13 protein-coding genes, 1 tRNA gene and 1 pseudogene are annotated in these 15,588 nt (G+C 56.3%); 4 read left to right on the top strand and 11 right to left on the bottom strand.

What is annotated here, in order from left to right; all coding sequences use genetic code 11:
* From WBG04_RS22380 to WBG04_RS22365, 4 genes and pseudogenes are all read left to right on the top strand, one after another.
* Nucleotides 1-159 (top strand): annotated as a pseudogene (locus WBG04_RS22380) (YifB family Mg chelatase-like AAA ATPase); the annotation flags it as partial.
* 265 nt (nt 160-424) lie between these two features.
* Nucleotides 425-2,158: an ATP-binding cassette domain-containing protein gene (locus WBG04_RS22375; protein WP_424317192.1), complete on the top strand. Its 1,734-nt coding sequence runs from the start codon at nt 425-427 to the stop codon at nt 2,156-2,158.
* Nucleotides 2,159-2,275: 117 nt separating this feature from the next.
* Complete coding sequence (locus tag WBG04_RS22370; RefSeq protein WP_424317190.1) at nt 2,276-2,656, top strand: hypothetical protein; 381 nt, start codon at nt 2,276-2,278, stop codon at nt 2,654-2,656.
* A 21-nt stretch (nt 2,657-2,677) separates the two neighbouring features.
* Nucleotides 2,678-4,627, top strand: a complete 1,950-nt coding sequence (locus WBG04_RS22365) for a hypothetical protein (protein ID WP_424317188.1) — start codon at nt 2,678-2,680, stop codon at nt 4,625-4,627.
* On the opposite strand, the gene WBG04_RS22360 is transcribed toward WBG04_RS22365, so the two are convergent.
* From WBG04_RS22360 to WBG04_RS22310, 11 genes are all read right to left on the bottom strand, one after another.
* Nucleotides 4,615-4,923 (bottom strand): gamma-butyrobetaine hydroxylase-like domain-containing protein, encoded by a 309-nt coding sequence (locus WBG04_RS22360; protein WP_424317186.1) that lies wholly within the window; start codon nt 4,921-4,923, stop codon nt 4,615-4,617. The genes WBG04_RS22365 and WBG04_RS22360 overlap by 13 nt on opposite strands.
* A gap of 26 nt (nt 4,924-4,949) precedes the next feature.
* Nucleotides 4,950-5,630 (bottom strand): YggS family pyridoxal phosphate-dependent enzyme, encoded by a 681-nt coding sequence (locus WBG04_RS22355; protein WP_424317184.1) that lies wholly within the window; start codon nt 5,628-5,630, stop codon nt 4,950-4,952.
* Nucleotides 5,630-7,888: a carboxy terminal-processing peptidase gene (locus WBG04_RS22350; protein WP_424317182.1), complete on the bottom strand. Its 2,259-nt coding sequence runs from the start codon at nt 7,886-7,888 to the stop codon at nt 5,630-5,632. Before WBG04_RS22350 ends, WBG04_RS22355 begins: the two co-directional genes overlap by 1 nt.
* Nucleotides 7,889-7,969: 81 nt before the next feature.
* Nucleotides 7,970-8,599, bottom strand: a complete 630-nt coding sequence (locus WBG04_RS22345; RefSeq protein WP_424317180.1) for a PDZ domain-containing protein — start codon at nt 8,597-8,599, stop codon at nt 7,970-7,972.
* A gap of 128 nt (nt 8,600-8,727) precedes the next feature.
* A complete protein-coding gene (locus WBG04_RS22340) occupies nt 8,728-9,291 on the bottom strand; it encodes a polysaccharide biosynthesis/export family protein (protein ID WP_424317178.1) in 564 nt (187 codons plus the stop codon).
* A gap of 32 nt (nt 9,292-9,323) precedes the next feature.
* Nucleotides 9,324-11,486, bottom strand: coding sequence for a GumC family protein (locus tag WBG04_RS22335; RefSeq protein WP_424317176.1), 2,163 nt, complete (start codon nt 11,484-11,486; stop codon nt 9,324-9,326).
* 146 nt (nt 11,487-11,632) lie between these two features.
* Nucleotides 11,633-12,874, bottom strand: a complete 1,242-nt coding sequence (locus WBG04_RS22330; RefSeq protein ID WP_424317174.1) for an outer membrane beta-barrel protein — start codon at nt 12,872-12,874, stop codon at nt 11,633-11,635.
* A gap of 46 nt (nt 12,875-12,920) precedes the next feature.
* Nucleotides 12,921-13,553 (bottom strand): hypothetical protein, encoded by a 633-nt coding sequence (locus WBG04_RS22325; RefSeq protein ID WP_424317172.1) that lies wholly within the window; start codon nt 13,551-13,553, stop codon nt 12,921-12,923.
* 39 nt (nt 13,554-13,592) lie between these two features.
* Nucleotides 13,593-13,663, bottom strand: a tRNA-Gly gene (locus tag WBG04_RS22320).
* Between the two features lie 401 nt (nt 13,664-14,064).
* Complete coding sequence (locus WBG04_RS22315) at nt 14,065-14,820, bottom strand: Nif3-like dinuclear metal center hexameric protein (protein WP_424317170.1); 756 nt, start codon at nt 14,818-14,820, stop codon at nt 14,065-14,067.
* Nucleotides 14,807-15,583, bottom strand: coding sequence for an RluA family pseudouridine synthase (locus WBG04_RS22310; protein ID WP_424317168.1), 777 nt, complete (start codon nt 15,581-15,583; stop codon nt 14,807-14,809). Before WBG04_RS22310 ends, WBG04_RS22315 begins: the two co-directional genes overlap by 14 nt.
* Nucleotides 15,584-15,588 lie beyond the last annotated feature (5 nt).

Below are 15,588 nucleotides of genomic sequence, written 5' to 3'. Positions count from 1 at the left end.
CAGGCCATGGAAACCCTGAACTTCTCCGCCCGTGCCCACGACCGCATCCTCAAAGTCGCCCGCACCCTCGCCGATCTGGAGGGAACCGACCTCATCGCCCCAAATCACATCCTTGAGGCCATCCAGTACCGCTCGCTCGATCGGAATCTATTCCTCTAGCCAAATTCTGCCTCCGTTCCAAACCAGCATCCCCAGAGGCTGAACAGACCGATAGGGAAACAACCCCGATTGGAAGGACACCCAGAATGACGTTATTTCAGCATTCATCCGTCCGCGTCATCATGCTGCAAGGTTGACACATTTTCTCTAGGAAACTCGTAGAGCATTGGATGGACATTAGGACACAGTCGGTCCTCACTTTCTTTCTCGCCATGCCAACGATCCCTCTCTTCGCTTAACTGAAAGCCTGATCCCTACCACCACCGTGCTCGAACTCCAGGACGTCAGTTTCACGATTCAGAAAGACGGCGAGGCCATCAACCTCGTTGATCGTGCCAACCTCAAGGTGCCACGTGGGCACTTCATGGCCATTGTCGGACCTTCTGGTTGTGGCAAGACGACCTTGCTCAAGACCATCGCCGGATTGAATCCCGAGTCGGAAGGAGCGCTGTTCTGGGAGGGTCGGAACCTTTCCGAAGACGGAGACTTCGAGCCCTCGGAGATCGGCTACGTCCCCCAGTTTTCCGTCGCCTACGACCCCTTGACCGTCGACGAATCGATCGAGGCCGCCACCCGTCTGCGGGTGAAAACCCGGAATGCCGAAGACCTCGACCATCGGATTGACCGGGTTCTCGAAGAAACCGGCATGACCGGATTCGCCGACCGCCAGGTCAAGGTGCTCTCCGGCGGACAGAAACGCCGACTCGGACTGGCCATGGAGCTGGTTTCCGATCCCAAGCTCCTGCTTTGCGACGAGGTCACCAGCGGACTCGACCCCCGCTCCGAGCGCGAGATCGTCCGATTGCTCCACGAACTTTCGCGAAGGGAAGGCCGGATCGTCCTTTCCGTCACCCACTCCCTTGCTCATCTGGAACTCTACGATTCCATCCTGGTGCTCCACGAAGGTCGCATCGCCTACCACGGGCCTCCCGAACTGATGAACCACTACTTCTCGGTCCATGACACCGAGGAAGTTTACCCAAAGCTGGCCACCCAAACGAGTGAGCAGTGGCAGAGTTCGTGGGGAAAACATCGGGAAGCCTACTACGGAAAGCTCGAGAAGGGCCGGGCGAAGGCGATCGCCGCCGGCACCCTGCATGTCCCCGCAAAGACGGAAAAGACGGAGGACGAAGCCAAGGCGCTGAAGACCCCGGGATTCTTCACCCAGCTTTCAACCCTGCTTTCGAGACGATGGCGGATTTTCTTCCGTGACCGAGGCCAGGTCCTGCTCCAACTCGCCATCCTCATCTGCTTCCCCCTGCTCGTCACGCTTTTCTCTGACAAGGCGGACGACAACATCAAGACCCTCTCGGATTCGAAGCAGGAGAACATTCTGGAAGAGATCCAGGAACGTCAGATGGTTCGGCAGGATCAGGTCAAAGTGGGCTCCGCCGTGAGCGGCATCATCATGTTCCAGGTCATTCTCCTCTCACTCATGGGATCTAACAATTCAGCCCGCGAGATCGCCGGCGAGCGACCGATTTTCGAGAAGGAGAAATTCGGAGGGCTGAGACCCTTGGCTTACCTTGCGAGCAAAGTCACCTTTCTCTCCTGTCTGGTCATTGCCCAGTCGGTGTGGATGGCGGTATTCGTGAATTTCTTTGGCCAGTTCCGCGGCGACTTCGGACAGCACCTGGTCTTCCTGCTGCTGATCAACGCGGCCATGACCGGCATCTGCCTCGGGATTTCCGCCATGATGCGGACCGCCGAACAGGCATCGCTGCTCTCGATCTACCTCGTTGGTTTCCAACTCCCGCTTTCCGGAGCCGTCCTGGCCCTGCCGGAGCACATCGAACAGTTCACCCGGCCCTTCATTTCAGCCTACTGGGCCTGGTCGGGAAGCGTCGACGCCCTCGAAAGCAAGGTTCTCTACGCCGTCAAATCCGTCATCGACACTTCCCTGACCCCCCAGAGCGCCTGCCTCTATACGCTCGGCCTCCACATCGGATTAGGCCTGCTTGCCGCCTGGATTGGGACGAGAAGACACCAATGGGACTGATTTCACCTAAACTTCGTCTCCCTTCCGGGGTTGATTCCTTGCCTCGCGAGGCTTCATTTGGACAATAAACCACTCACCCACCGCTTCTCAAATATGCCACGTCGCGCCAGTTCAGGAATGAATCCGGGACTCCTGATCGGAGTCGCCGTCGCCATCGCCGCTCTCTTTTTTGGCGGAAAACTTCTGTTCTCAGGGAAATCCGAGCAATCGCTCGCCGGCTCGGAACTCGACATGGCGACCGTCGAAGAAAATGCCAATTCGCTCCGTGGAAACGAATACGTCGTCGAAGGCAAGATTGACGATCGGGTCCTTTGGACCGACGACCAAGGTCAGGTGGTCTCGCTCAAGGTCGATTCTCCCGCCGGACCCAGGTTTCTCGGAATCGAGATCCCACCCGGTCTGTCCGATGTGAATATCGAGCGTGAGCAGACCTACGCGTTCCGGATCAGTTTTCGCCAAGGCGGCATTGCCGTCGCCGAGGAAATCGCGCGCCGCTGAACCCCTTTCTCCACAATTACGATGAAACCCACCTCTTTCGCGATCCTTCTCGCCAGCGCCAGTCTGGCTGCAGCGCAGGTGTACACGCCTCCTCCATCCAGCCAGTCGACTCCTTCCAGCAACGATGGAGGAGGTGATACCGTCATCAATCGCCAGCCGGAGAAGAAGAACAACGGACCGGTCATGGGCAACGAGGTGCCCTTCATGGATCCGTCCAGCGAATTGATCTCTTGGAATGGCCACTCATGGGCAGCCACGGACAACCGGCTGCTTGCCGCTCGTTTCGAACGCTACCTGAACGAACCCGAAGACGACTCGGAAGCTGCAGTTGCTTATCGGGAGACGATCGATGAAATTCTTTCCCTGATCTCTCCGCATCATCGGGGCGGGCCGGATTTTGCCGCAGCCGTTCAGCTTCTCCCCCGAGCCTCCAGCTACCCAGGCGACGCGCGGCTCTGCGATTCCCTTTCCCAAGCGATCTACGCCACAGTTCTCGCCAAAAAGGACGTTAACGCCACCCGGGCACTCAACCGGGCAATGGAAACTGAAAAAGAGCGCCTCATCGATGACGCCGACTGGAAAGCGCGTCACGAATCTGATCCGGTCCTCGGTGAAGCACAGCCAACGGGAGGAGGCGATGGCAAAGGCAAGGGCAAGAAACCTGCAACGGCCCCCGGGCGTGGCTTGGTCTCTCTGGACTACCAGGAGCATCTGCGCCGCATCGCGGAAATCGAGGCCCTGAAGAAAACCAACACCGCCAAGAACGAAATCCAACTCGTCCAAGCCAAGATCCAATATCAAGCCCTGATGATCCAGTTCTTCGTCCAGCGGCGCTTCCAACACGTGATGATGGCGTCGCGCTTCTATCATCAGATCTTCGACGATGGCGACAACCGTCTGCATATCGACAAGAAGTCGGACGTCTCGAAAATGATCAGCGATACCTTCGGCACGAGCCCGACCGTTGCGGCACTCGATTCTCTGGCAAGCGAAGCCATTCGCGATGTCGACAAGGGCGTTGAAGCCTTTCTTTTCCTTTCCGAGAAAGGCGAGCTCCAAAGTGCCTCAAAACGACTCAGTGAGTCCTACATGGTCGGCGAATTCATGCCCGTCATTCAAACGCTTCCCCGTGAGAAAAAGCGTCGGGTGCTCGAGTTCGTCCGCGAGTCCTACAAGCTGATCGCCGCCCTCGACTCGAAAGACTACACCTCTGCCAAAGCCTTGGTTGAAAGTATCAAGGTCACGGCTTCGGACTTCGATGCCACCAAGGCCGAAGCGGCGATCGCCACCTACACCCGCGTCGGTGACATGCACATCAATTCGGCCAAGCTCGCCGCCGCCAATGGCGACAACGAAAAGGCCGCGGCCGAGATTCAGAAAGCCATGGAAGTCTGGCCGCAGAATCCAAAACTCGCCGAGTTCGATGACCTTGTTGCTCAAGGCAGCGGACTCGCCGTGGCAAAGAACGATTTCGACCGGCTTCTTGCCGAGAACAACTACCGCGAGATCTTCAAGCGACAGTATGAGTTGGCACCATCCATCAATGGCGATCCGGTTCGGGAAGATGCCTTCAAGCAGATCATCACCAATATCTTCCGCATCGATGGTGCCCTCGAAAAAGCCTCGGAATTCCGGAAAATGGGTCAGAGTTATGCCGCATGGGAACAGTTGGCGCAGCTCCGCGAGGAATTTCCCGATGACCCGAAGCTCGGACGTGAACTCGAACTTCTCGCCCCTCAGGTCGCCGACTTCACCCTTGCACTGAACAAGGCAAGGAACTTCGAAGACCGGCGCGACCGGCAAATCGGATCCGCGCTTTCCTGGTATCTGAAAGCCCGCTCGATCTATCCGCAAAGCGAAATGGCAGCCAATGGGATTGATCGCATCGCCAAGGAGATCGTGCCTGGCACCCTTGGTGAAAGCGACACTCCGCGAACTTCAGCCGGCGAGTCCGAAACCTACGAGGATTGAGCCGCTGCCAGTCGCCTGAGGTAATCGAAGCTGTAGATTCCCGTCGAGTGCCCGTCAGCCCAGAATAGCTGGAGTGCGTAGCCGCCGATCGTTTCGATCTTACTCAGCTCAAAGCCTCTCGCCCCAATCTGCTTGCGTGGGCGAATCACCCTTCCCGTGACATCCGGCTCCCCTTGGCAGGCGGCACAAGGACAAGCCGACCGAAGAGCCTCCAGTGGCAGGTAGCATTCTACCCCGTCACCGAAAGCCAAGGCGAGTTCCTGACCGACCACGGCAGCGTTGATCAATTCATGCATCGCCAGATGAGTGCTTGAGGATCACCCTAGCGTCCACCGAAAATCGCGGATCCCACACGAACGATCGTCGCGCCCTCCTCGATGGCCACTTCGAAGTCGCCGCTCATCCCCATGCTCAGATCGGGCAAATCCAGACCGGATTCCTGGCGGAGTTCATCGCGAAGCTCCCTCGCCTTCACGAACCAAGCCCGCGCCTGTTCTGGTTCATCCACAGCAGGCGGAATCACCATTAGTCCACGGATCGAAAGGTTTTCAAGGGCCGCCAACTTGGCCAGATCGCGATGGATTTCATCCACCAAAAATCCCCCCTTGTTTTCCTCCCCCGCCAAATTCACCTCAAGAAAGACTTCGGGGTGCCGGTCGTCCTCGCCTGCAATTCGATCGATGTGGGCGGCCAGCTTCAGAGAATCCACGCTGTGGAGGCAGCCAAAGTCCGCGAGGACTTTGCGCACCTTGTTCCGTTGAAGCTTCCCGATGAAGTGCCACCGGATCTCTTTTGGCAACACCTCGACCTTCCCCGCTGCTTCCTGCTGGCGGCTTTCGCCAAAATCGAGCTGGCCAGCGTTTAAGGCTTCTTGAACCGACGATGCCGGGAAGGTCTTCGAGACCGCCAGTAGAGTAAGCTCGTCTGGAGACCTGTTGCTCCTCCCTGCAGCGAGCGACATCCGCTCCCGGATGCCAGCGAGTCTCTGCGAGATACCCGGCATCAGCGAACGTCAGACTTCTTGAGTAGTCCCGCCATCCTCGCGTCGTCGGTGATCTCCACCAGGTCGGACAGCACATTCAGAGCTTCCCGCTTGTAGGGATCAAGCTTGCTAGGCCAGTCCGGAGTATCGTCCAGGTCGGCTGTCTTGTCCTTCGCACGGCGCATGTAATCGTCCGCATCCTGAGATGGGTCCACTTCTCGAAGCCCGTTCCCCTCCTCGAGATCATCCAGTGTCAACTTGAAGAAGCGCATATTCGATGCATCGTCCTCGGCGATCTCGGCAAAACGTTTCCGGCGCTCCTTGTTGCGCGAGGTCTGTTTCTCGTCAGCTTCCGCCAACTCCTCCCGTCGCTCTTCGATGTTCAGCGAAACCTGATTCTCGCGCAGGCGGGAGCGGGCCTTCGTCACATCTTCGATCACGTAGGAAAAGTCCTTGGACTTGCTGATCCGTTCGTTGCTCAGCTCCTTCAAACGCGGAATAAACAAGTTCGACTTCGCCAGTGGCTCAAATCCCGATGCCGGCCGAATGATGTCGTGGTCGAGCGCATGATCCAAGTATCCCTCCCCGACCTCAAGGGCATCGGTGAGGCTGGGCAGGATGATATCCGGCACAACGCCCTTGTTCTGGGTCGAAGAGCCCGAAGGGCGGTAGAATTTCTGGATCGTCACCTTCAGCGTCCCCGCCTTGTTCCGATCCGCAAAGAACGGCATCTGCCGACCGATATCCATCGGCTGCTGCACCGTCCCCTTGCCAAAGGTGGAAGCCTCTCCAATCACGACGGCACGATTGTCGTCTTGCAGGGCCCCAGCCAGAATTTCAGTCGCGGAAGCACTGCTCTTATCGGTCAGAATCAGCAGCGGTCCATCATAGATCGGTCGCCGATTGTCGGACTCCTTCACCTGAATTTGACCCAAGGTGTTCTTCACTTGAACCACGGGCAGCCGACGCGTGAAAAAGCCGGTCATTCGCCGGACCTCCTCCAGAGCACCCCCTCCGTTGTTCCGGAGATCCAAGAGCAAACCATCGATCTTTTCTTCCTTCAAGCGCAACAGCATCCGCTCGACATCCACGGAACATCGAGTCTCCCCGGCGTCAAAGTCCGCGTAAAACGATGGCAAGGTGATCACACCAAGTTTCTGCGGTTCACCGTCCGGTCCCTGATGTTCAATGATTTCAGCGGAAGTCTGGGCATCCTTGAGTTCGACCTTCCCACGCTTGATGACGATCAGGGCAGTTTCGCCCGGAGGCGCTCCCGCCGGCTCCACCTTCAAGCGGACCTCGGTTCCCTCAGCGCCTCGAATCAGGTCGACCACCTTATCGATCTTCATGAACATGATATCCACCATGTCTTCGGGGTTTCCGGTATTCAACGAATCCACCCCAACGACCCGATCGTTCAGCTTCAGTTGGCCGGCCCGGTCAGCCGGCCCGTTCAGCACGATCCCCATGATCTTGGTGGCACCATCCTCTTCAGCCTGAAGCAAGGCACCGATTCCCACCAATTGATTGCGCATCCCATCCTTGAAGCGCTCCATTTCCTTGAAGCTCATGTAATCCGTATGCGGATCGAAAGTCTGTGCGACAGCGCTCAGGAAATAGGCAGCGATATCATCCTGATCGACATCCTTCACACTGTGAAGAAATCGCTCATAGCGCAGCTTGAGTCGTTCTCGAGGCTCACGCTCCTCCTTGAGAGGATCCTCCTTCCCTTGATTTTCAGCCAATTTCGCCACCATCTCCCGGCGCAACCTCTCAGAGAGAAGCGCCTCCTTGATCTGCTTGCGCCAAATTGACATCGCCTCAGCTTCGTCTTTCGGCCATGGCGCTTCCTTGCGGCTTCGCATCACAGAGTCATCCGCAGTGAAGTCGAAATCATCCTCTTCGAGCATGCGCTTCGCTTCCGCGACGCGAGCCTCGACTCTTTCTACGAATGTGGCGTAGATGTCAGTCGCCGCCTGCATGCTGTTCTGCTGCAAGAGCATCTCGGAGAGTTGATCACCGTAGGCCTTTTCAAAACGGTCCACATCGCTTTGTGTGAAATAGACCCTGCCATAGTCCAGATCCCGCAAGTAGGTCTTCAGAAAGTCATCACCAAGGTCCTTGAAGGGTTGGCGAGACCGATCAAAGTGGCTGTTTTGAAGCATGATGGCCATCTGGCGACCTACCTCATTGAAGTCAGCTTGCTGGGCGCAGGCAGCAAGGGAGCTAGCGGATAGGATCGCCGCCAGGGTGGCGGAACGAAAACGTAGTCGATTCATGGAAAACTGGGTAAATAACAGGCTCTACAGCTCGGATAGCGTCGCACAGCGCTTTAGAATGTCGATTTTTTTAAGTTCTGACTATCGGCCCGTAGCCGGTGATTTTTGCTGCTCCATCCAAGCCTGGAATGCTTGGTTTTGAGCGTCTTTTTCATTCGGCGGCTGGAAGACTCCAGCGGCGAATGGATCTCTTTGAAGAGGAATTCTGTCACCGTAGCGCCCCAGAGACCAAGGTCGTGGAGCCAACACCAGTTCGATCGATTCCTTTTTTCCTGCCCGGAGGATCTCAAGGCGGACTTTGTCTCCACCGTGCATGGCCCCAATTCGTTTCGCAAATTCTTCGTCCGCATTTGGCGTGGACCAGCCCTTTCCATCAAGACTTACGATCACATCGGAAACCCGCAGACCTGCTTTCGCTGCCGGCGCCTCTTCCTTCACAGCCTGAATCTCGACCCCGTAGTCGCCGCTTCCCAGGCCATCGGCCAGCTCTACGACACCCATTCCGATGCCTACGTAACCCGGTCGTTGCTCGGCCAACTCACCCATCACAACCTCTTTTAAAACCGCCATGAAGCGACGGCGCACTTCAGGATCTTCCGTCTGGGCATGTTGCGTCAGCAGCCAATTTTTCGCCACGGCTCCCTCATCAATCGCCCAAGATTTCAACGCTTCCTCGGCAGCGATCCTGTCCGGATAGGCTTCAGCTCCCAAGCCCGCCACCAGGTTCTCAGGTGGATCCAATGCCGAGACACTCGAAACAGCCAGCGAGCACGTAACGAGGGCACAGAGTGAAGACCGGTATGTACGGAAAGAGCGCATTGCATCACTCCTCCTCCTAATTAACGGCCAAACAGATTCTTTTGCGGAACTTCAATCGTGTCTGAAGGTTCGACCAAGACGCCTTTCGACTGGGTCTTGAATAGATCGTACTCGCGGAGCTTTCCATTTCGGATCAACCGGACCCGGTGCATGCTGCCGAACTCGGTGGCTCCCCCACCTGCCTGTACCGCATCGTAAAGCGTCAAACCGCGAACATACTTCACCGGGCCGGGTCGTCTCACATAGCCACCAACCGTCACGATGAATTCTGCCAGCGTCTCATCGCTTGACGCGAGGACCTGGACCGTTGGATTCGTGTAGATCTGGGCCGATTTGTAAGCAGCCTCGATACTTTGGGCGAGGGAGTCAGGGCTCCGTCCAGCAGCCATTACATTACCGATGAATGGCATCCGGATAAAGCCCGCTTCCGAGACCGGATACGTGTTGTTAACGCGAGCCATCTCTTCGTTCGGGACTCCTTGAATTCGGATCTCGATAGCACGTCCAGCACTGATGGTGGACTGGGCGGAAGCGGACGATAGCAGAGAGGCTACCGCCGCTAGAATCAGGAATAATGTCTTCATGGTTTCGAGGGTTCAATGGGAATAGCCTGATGTCAATACAGGTCCTCTCCCGAACCGGGATGCTGAGTGGGAGCAGAGGCCGGTTTATCAGCTGCCTTGCTACTCGTCGGAACTGCGGGTTGCCCCTCAGCAGGTGCATAGTAGGTGTAGTAGCTCGTGTAGTACTGATACTGGCTGTCGCTGCGGACATCCACGTTGTTCAACACCACCCCGATGACATGGCCGCCCACATTCTCGACGGCCTGCTTGACCCGCATGAGCATGTTGCGCGGCAACTTCCGGTGCTGGACGACAATCATAGTCAGATCCACCTCGCTCGCGAGAACCGATGCATCACTGACCCCGAGAATTGGCGGTGAGTCAATAAGCACCAGGTCAAAGCGCTGCTTCACGTCCTGAATCAACTCCGACATCCGTCGTGAATTCAGAATACCAGCAGCGTCCGCCGGCAGGATCCCCGAGGGCATGAAGTAGAGGTTGTCCACTGGCGTCTGTAGGATCACATCCTCCAGCATCAGTTCGGTCGTCAGGTAGTTCGTCAGACCCACCGAGTTGTTGATATCGAAGAAAGTATGAAGGCGTGGACGACGAAGGTCGGCGTCAATCATCAGCGTGGTGTATCCGCCCTGAGCGCAGATGTAAGCAAGGTTGACGAGGGTCGTCGACTTTCCTTCACCCGCACCGCCGGAAACGACGGTGATCGCGTTGTCCTCCGGGTTCTTTCGATTGAACTCGATGTTCGTCCGCAGGATTCGGTAGGCCTCCGCGTCGGGGCTCATACCGCTTTGCTTGTAGAGCACTCCCACATCCTTCGGAATCACGGCAAGCACCGGGACGTTCAGGTAGCGTTCGACGTCTTCCAAAGTCTTCACCGAGGTGTCGAGATACTCGAGGAAGAAGGCAATACCTACTCCAAAGATCAAGCCAACGACTGCTCCCAGTGCAAGGTTCAGTGGAATATTCGGACTGACTGCCGACTGGGACTCAAATGGCTCTGCGTGGATGATGATCGGGTTTTCCGTGATCCTCCGCTGCATCTCTTCTCCGACCAATTTGATTTTTAACTGTTCGAGCAACCGCTGTGAGGTTTCGAACTCGTTCTTGGCATCATCGAATCCATGTCGATCCAGCCCCTCGTCGACGGCCTTCTCCTTGGTCCGATCCATGGTCTTTTTGAGTTCCTCTAGCTGAACGGTCGACATCTCAAGTTGAGCCTTCAGCGTTTCCCTCAAGGCAACGACGCCTTCGTCAAGGTCGCGCCTCATCCCTTCCGAGATCTCTCGCTGCTGCCTGACGTTCGGGTGCCGCTCACCCAGGCCACTGAGCTTCAGGGCTTCAAGTGTGCGCTTCGCATCGAGATATTGGGGATGGAGGACCTTGATGATGTTCTCCGGCAAATCCAACCCCGAAGCGTAGGTCATCAGTTGATCGCCATCATACTTGAGCAAGGTTTCGATCTGGCTCTCGAGCATCACTTTCTGCTCGGCAAGCGCGGTATAGGATCTCGCAGCCGTTTCTGCAGCCTCTTCGCCGGTGAATCCACCTTCCCTGCCGAGCCCTGGAGCCAAGCCTTGGTAAATTAGCCCGCGATTTCGAATGATCGTCGTCAGAGTCTTGCGTTTGTCTTCAACCGTATCTTCCTGCTTCTGGACGGCATCCCGCAACTCGGCAAGAGCCTGCTCCGTGCGCTGCCCTTCCAGCTTTGTCCTGCGGCTGCGATAGGCTTCCGAAACCCGTTCCGCAATCAGACGCGCATCCTCAGCACTCGATGCCCGGACTCGAATCTCGATCAGATCGGTTCCTCGAATGTTCTCCGCATCGATAATGTTACCCAATTTGGCCCGGACCTCCTCACGGTCCATTCCCCAGCGGTTCATCAACTCGAGATCATCGATCACGATATCGAGGGTCTTCTGCGCCTTGATCACCTCAAACTCCGTCGGGAAGAAGGACTGGCTGATATGCCTTTGTGGCGACACCACATTTTGAAGCACTTCCATTGCAGGCGTCTGCGGACGGACCTGAAGCGTCGTCGAAGCTTCGTATTTCTTAGGCATCACATAGGTGATGACCAGGGCCGTCATGAAGACGAGCAGGAAGGTGAGAAGAATAATGCCGTAGCGGTTTTTTATGACCTGCCAGTAGTCGACAGCGTGAAGAGCTGCTTCGGATGGATTGTTCGCGGGAGAATTCATGGAATTGTACGGGTGGGATTTATCCGCCGGGGCGGCTCAAGATTCAAACGAAAAACTCCCGCAATGGGCGACCATTGCGGGAGCTAAGACGTTTCGTTCAGTATTGCTAGAAAAGTCGTGTTCTTAAATCACCTTGATCGGGCAGATCAAAATTCAGCACGAAGGCCGACGTTGATCCGGCTGCGATCGTAGGTGTAGAAGGGGAAGTCGGAATCGCTGTCCGTGTAGTTGTAGGAGAGCGTTCCGTAGAAAGTCTCGTTGAACTTCACTGAGAGCCCGATGTAGGCATTGAAGAGATCTTCATCAATACTTCCGGTCGCTCCTGGACCAAAGCCTGCCACGAGACGACCTTCATCGTAGGTCGAAGGAATGTAGTCAACACCTCCAAAGATGCTGAATCTTGGTGAAATGGCATACTCACCTGTTGCGCCGATGCGAAGCGTCAAACGCTCATCGAAGTCGTAGAGGTTGAAAGGGGCGGCAAACACCTGGCGTGTCGAGTCATAGGCCTCAACTCCGTATCGAGTGAAAGCACGGACGGAGAACTGATCATTGATCTGTGACCGCAGAGCCAGCTCGAGATATGGAGCAGCTCCATCGTTGCCGTTGACAGCCTCAGACTCGTAGAACTGAACACCTCCGCGAGCGACCAAGATCGTGTTCGGGCTGAAGCGGTGCTCGATGCCCAGCAGGAAGAACAGGTACTCGGAATCGGAAGTCAATCCATCGGCATTGTTCTGAGCGTAGCGAATGTCGAAGGTCAACACCGACTGAGGGCTCAACTGATAACGGAACTGGTTGTAGACCATCCATGTGAACATATCCTGATTCGGAAGATTATCATACTGCAGGCCAGTAAGAGTGAATCCGGTGTATGTTGCAAAGCGCTCGGTCCAGCGGTAACCGATCGAGTTATCGGTCTGCCAGTAGAAATACTCGCTATTCTGACGAGTTGTTGCAAAACCATAGGCGTAGTCGGGCTCAAGCTCGTATGCGATGAAGTTCCGGGAGCTGAAACGAAGACGTTCACTGAAGCGGCGCGTGTAGTTGAGTCCTGCACGAAACTGCGTGAAGTAATCGTCGGTGCCAAGAGCTGTGGGACTATCCAAGTAGAAGACTCCACCAACGCGGGCGTAGACGTCTAAGGTCGACTGCGGCGTCATGTTGACAAACGAAAGTCCAACGTAGGGATTCAGGCTGAATGCATTTTCATCCGCACCGACACCAACGGCAGTCGGGCTGACGTTGCTGTCCCAGGTTGCGTTCAAGCCGACCGTCCACTTCAGGGGAAGGCTCTCTTGAGCTTCCGAACCAAGGTAGTAAAGATCCGCAGAAGCGGAAGTGACCGTGGCTGCTGCAGCGATCAGTGTGAGTAGGTTGCGTTTCATTCTGATAAAAATAATCGGATTTTTTGAGTATTTGGCCCTGACGAAATCAGCCAGCGGTTACGAAGAAGTCGTCCGATGGACCGAAATCAGGATTACCACTATTGGGAAATCCGAAATCCACTTGCGTTCCATCAGGAGGGTTGATGATCGGTGGCGTATTTGGTGAAGGCGTAAATGGCATCACCGGAATACCGCCCGGGCCACCAGGACTTGGACCCACAGGCCCTTGACCAGGAAAGTTAAGGGGATTCCATGCCGGCTTCACATCGATTGGAGCCTTGGGATTCTTGGCACTGTCCATGGCAACCTCACCCTTGTTCGGGTCAAGGCGAGCGGTCACACCTTGCACTGCCACAAGCGAATCGGGAGCAACGGCCACAGCACACTGAGCAATGAGACGCAGTTGATCGGGAGCAATGCTTCCGGCAACTTCGACGATTGAGGCGACTTGGGAGGCATCGGCGTCAGTGGCTTCGATAGCCGCTTTGACGATCTCGCAGGCGCATGAAGCATTGGCACCAACAGCTTTCTCGACAATCTGGAGAACTTCGGAAGGCTCAGCAGCAACCGCATGCTTGATCGAGACACTCAGTTTAAGGCAATCAACCTCAGCCATGGCGGCCGAGGAGAACAGACCCAAAAGGGCTGCCACAATAGCGAAACGGAACGTTTTTTTCATAAGTTTGTGATTTTTCGGGGTGAGTCTGTCCTGTCGGAAAGCGGGTAGCGGGAATCGAACCCGCATAGCTAGCTTGGAAGGCTAGAGCTTTACCACTAAGCTATACCCGCGCTTCAGTGCTGCATTAGTAACAAGCTCAGGCAAGGACCCGCAAGGCTTTTTTCGAATATTTGATGAGAGATTTGACTCACTTTTTTGCCCGGAAGACACGCTTTACGTCTGCTCTGACCTTCTACGGTGGCCAATCCCCGCCCCTTTTCTCCCATACGGCTGCAGTTCAATGGTAGAACATGAGCTTGCCAAGCTCGAGGCGTTGGTTCGATTCCCATCACCCGCACCCGTCAGAGGCAACCTTCGTAAACGACTGATTACAAGCAAGATGTCGCGTTTTCTCCACTGGTTTCCAACGATCGTCGGGGTCTCGACCTCTGGCCCGGAACTACCTGGCCATAAGCTCAGCGGCAGACTTTTGTCGCAGCCGAACATCCTCAGGGTGGATTCGCCCGGGTTTTTAAAGACCCGTTGGATGGTCCACGAACAGCCACTCGACGCCAAAGCGCTCCTGCAAAACCTGCGCGAGCACTTTTACCCCAAAAGTCTCGGTGGCGTAGTGGCCGGCGTAAATCAGATTGATTTCCAATTCCTCGGCCAAGGGATAGCTCCAGTGAGGCCCCTCACCCGTGATGAAGGTGTCAACCCCCTCTGCAGCAGCGTCCGCGATCTGCGATCCGGCACCACCGGTGACGATACCGACTCTTTTCACAAGCTCGGGCCCGCCCGGACAAACGTGAACTGCGCCACCGACGGCGAGTTCAACCCGCTGAAGCAAATTGTCGCGGGTCATCTCGACCTCCCCCTGGAGTCCCAAAGAAATTCCCTTCCAGCTCATGAACGGCCGTGGATCGGAAACACCGAGGGCCCGAGCCAACTGCGTGTTGTTCCCCCACTCCGGATGGACATCCAAGGGAATGTGCGCGGAGTAAACCGCCATCCCGGCATCCATCGCCAGCTTGAGCTTTTTGTAGAGCGCTCCCGTCATGGGCTGGGTTCCCTGCCAGAACATTCCATGATGCACTAACAATAACTGAACCTCATGAGCGATCGCTTTTTCGAAGACTGGTAGTGAGGCGTCAACTGCTGCAGCGACTCGTTTCACTTCACCACCCCCCTCAAGCTGCAAGCCATTGAGCGCCATCGGATAGTCCGGAATTTCGGCGATCTTCAGCTCGCGATCGAGGAATACCCGAATCTCACTAAGCGTTGTCATGCCTTTGTATTAAAGAGGTGCCTTCCACAAACCGAGCCAAATCCCAGGGAAGGTCACTGCTCCACTCCATCCGCCGTCCCTCCCATTCGGCAGCCAGCTTGGTCGCATGCAGCGCGTGCCTCGGAAGCATCAGTCGCTCAAGTGTCGCCTCCGACAAGCCTCCCGCCACTCTTTCCAGGTAGGCACGACCGTCGTCCCCATAGACTTTGTCGCCGACGATCGGATGCGCCAAGTATTCGAGATGCACGCGTATTTGATGCATTCTCCCCGTTTCAGGAAAGCATCTGAGGATCGAAAAGCGTCCTCGGCGGTTTTCGAAGCGACGCTCGACCCGGAATCCGGTGATGCACTCGCGACCCTGCGAATGGACCCGCTGGCGTAGCCAAATCTCACTCTCTCCAACTTCCCCGGCCCTCACGATCGGTCGCTCCACCTTCTGTTCTTCCCACCCCGGCCAGCCATGCACCAACGCAAGATACTCCTTTTCGATCTGGCGCCGCTGAAGCTGTAGGGAAAAATGCCGCGCCGCCCGTCGGTTCTTTGCAACCAATACCAGCCCGCTCGTTTCCCGATCCAGTCGGGTCAGGATGGAAAGTCCGGCACCGTTCGCCAGCTCGAAGGCCAGTAAGTGCTGCAGCCCACTCAGCAGGGTCGGCTCATCGAACTTCCCGCTCGCCGGGTGCACCATCAGCGGCGCCGGCTTCTCCACCACAATCCAGTCCGCCGACTCATCGACCACCCGGAATTCACAAAGCGCGCGCACGGCCT

The sequence above is a fragment of the Haloferula sp. genome (assembly GCF_049672945.1).
Classification (GTDB): Bacteria; Verrucomicrobiota; Verrucomicrobiia; order Verrucomicrobiales; family Akkermansiaceae; genus Haloferula.
This window is presented reverse-complemented; position numbering and strand designations above follow the sequence as displayed.

Bases quoted from the DNA above. Each gene is read 5' to 3' on its own strand.
- WBG04_RS22360 (WP_424317186.1), bottom strand. From the start codon at position 4,923: ATGCATGAATTGATCAACGCTGCCGTGGTCGGTCAGGAACTCGCCTTG.
- WBG04_RS22330 (WP_424317174.1), bottom strand. From the start codon at position 12,874: ATGAAACGCAACCTACTCACACTGATCGCTGCAGCAGCCACGGTCACT.
- WBG04_RS22365 (WP_424317188.1), top strand. From the start codon at position 2,678: ATGAAACCCACCTCTTTCGCGATCCTTCTCGCCAGCGCCAGTCTGGCT.
- WBG04_RS22370 (WP_424317190.1), top strand. From the start codon at position 2,276: ATGAATCCGGGACTCCTGATCGGAGTCGCCGTCGCCATCGCCGCTCTC.
- WBG04_RS22315 (WP_424317170.1), bottom strand. From the start codon at position 14,820: ATGACAACGCTTAGTGAGATTCGGGTATTCCTCGATCGCGAGCTGAAG.
- WBG04_RS22350 (WP_424317182.1), bottom strand. From the start codon at position 7,888: ATGAATCGACTACGTTTTCGTTCCGCCACCCTGGCGGCGATCCTATCC.
- WBG04_RS22340 (WP_424317178.1), bottom strand. From the start codon at position 9,291: ATGAAGACATTATTCCTGATTCTAGCGGCGGTAGCCTCTCTGCTATCG.
- WBG04_RS22335 (WP_424317176.1), bottom strand. From the start codon at position 11,486: ATGAATTCTCCCGCGAACAATCCATCCGAAGCAGCTCTTCACGCTGTC.
- WBG04_RS22325 (WP_424317172.1), bottom strand. From the start codon at position 13,553: ATGAAAAAAACGTTCCGTTTCGCTATTGTGGCAGCCCTTTTGGGTCTG.
- WBG04_RS22355 (WP_424317184.1), bottom strand. From the start codon at position 5,630: ATGCCGGGTATCTCGCAGAGACTCGCTGGCATCCGGGAGCGGATGTCG.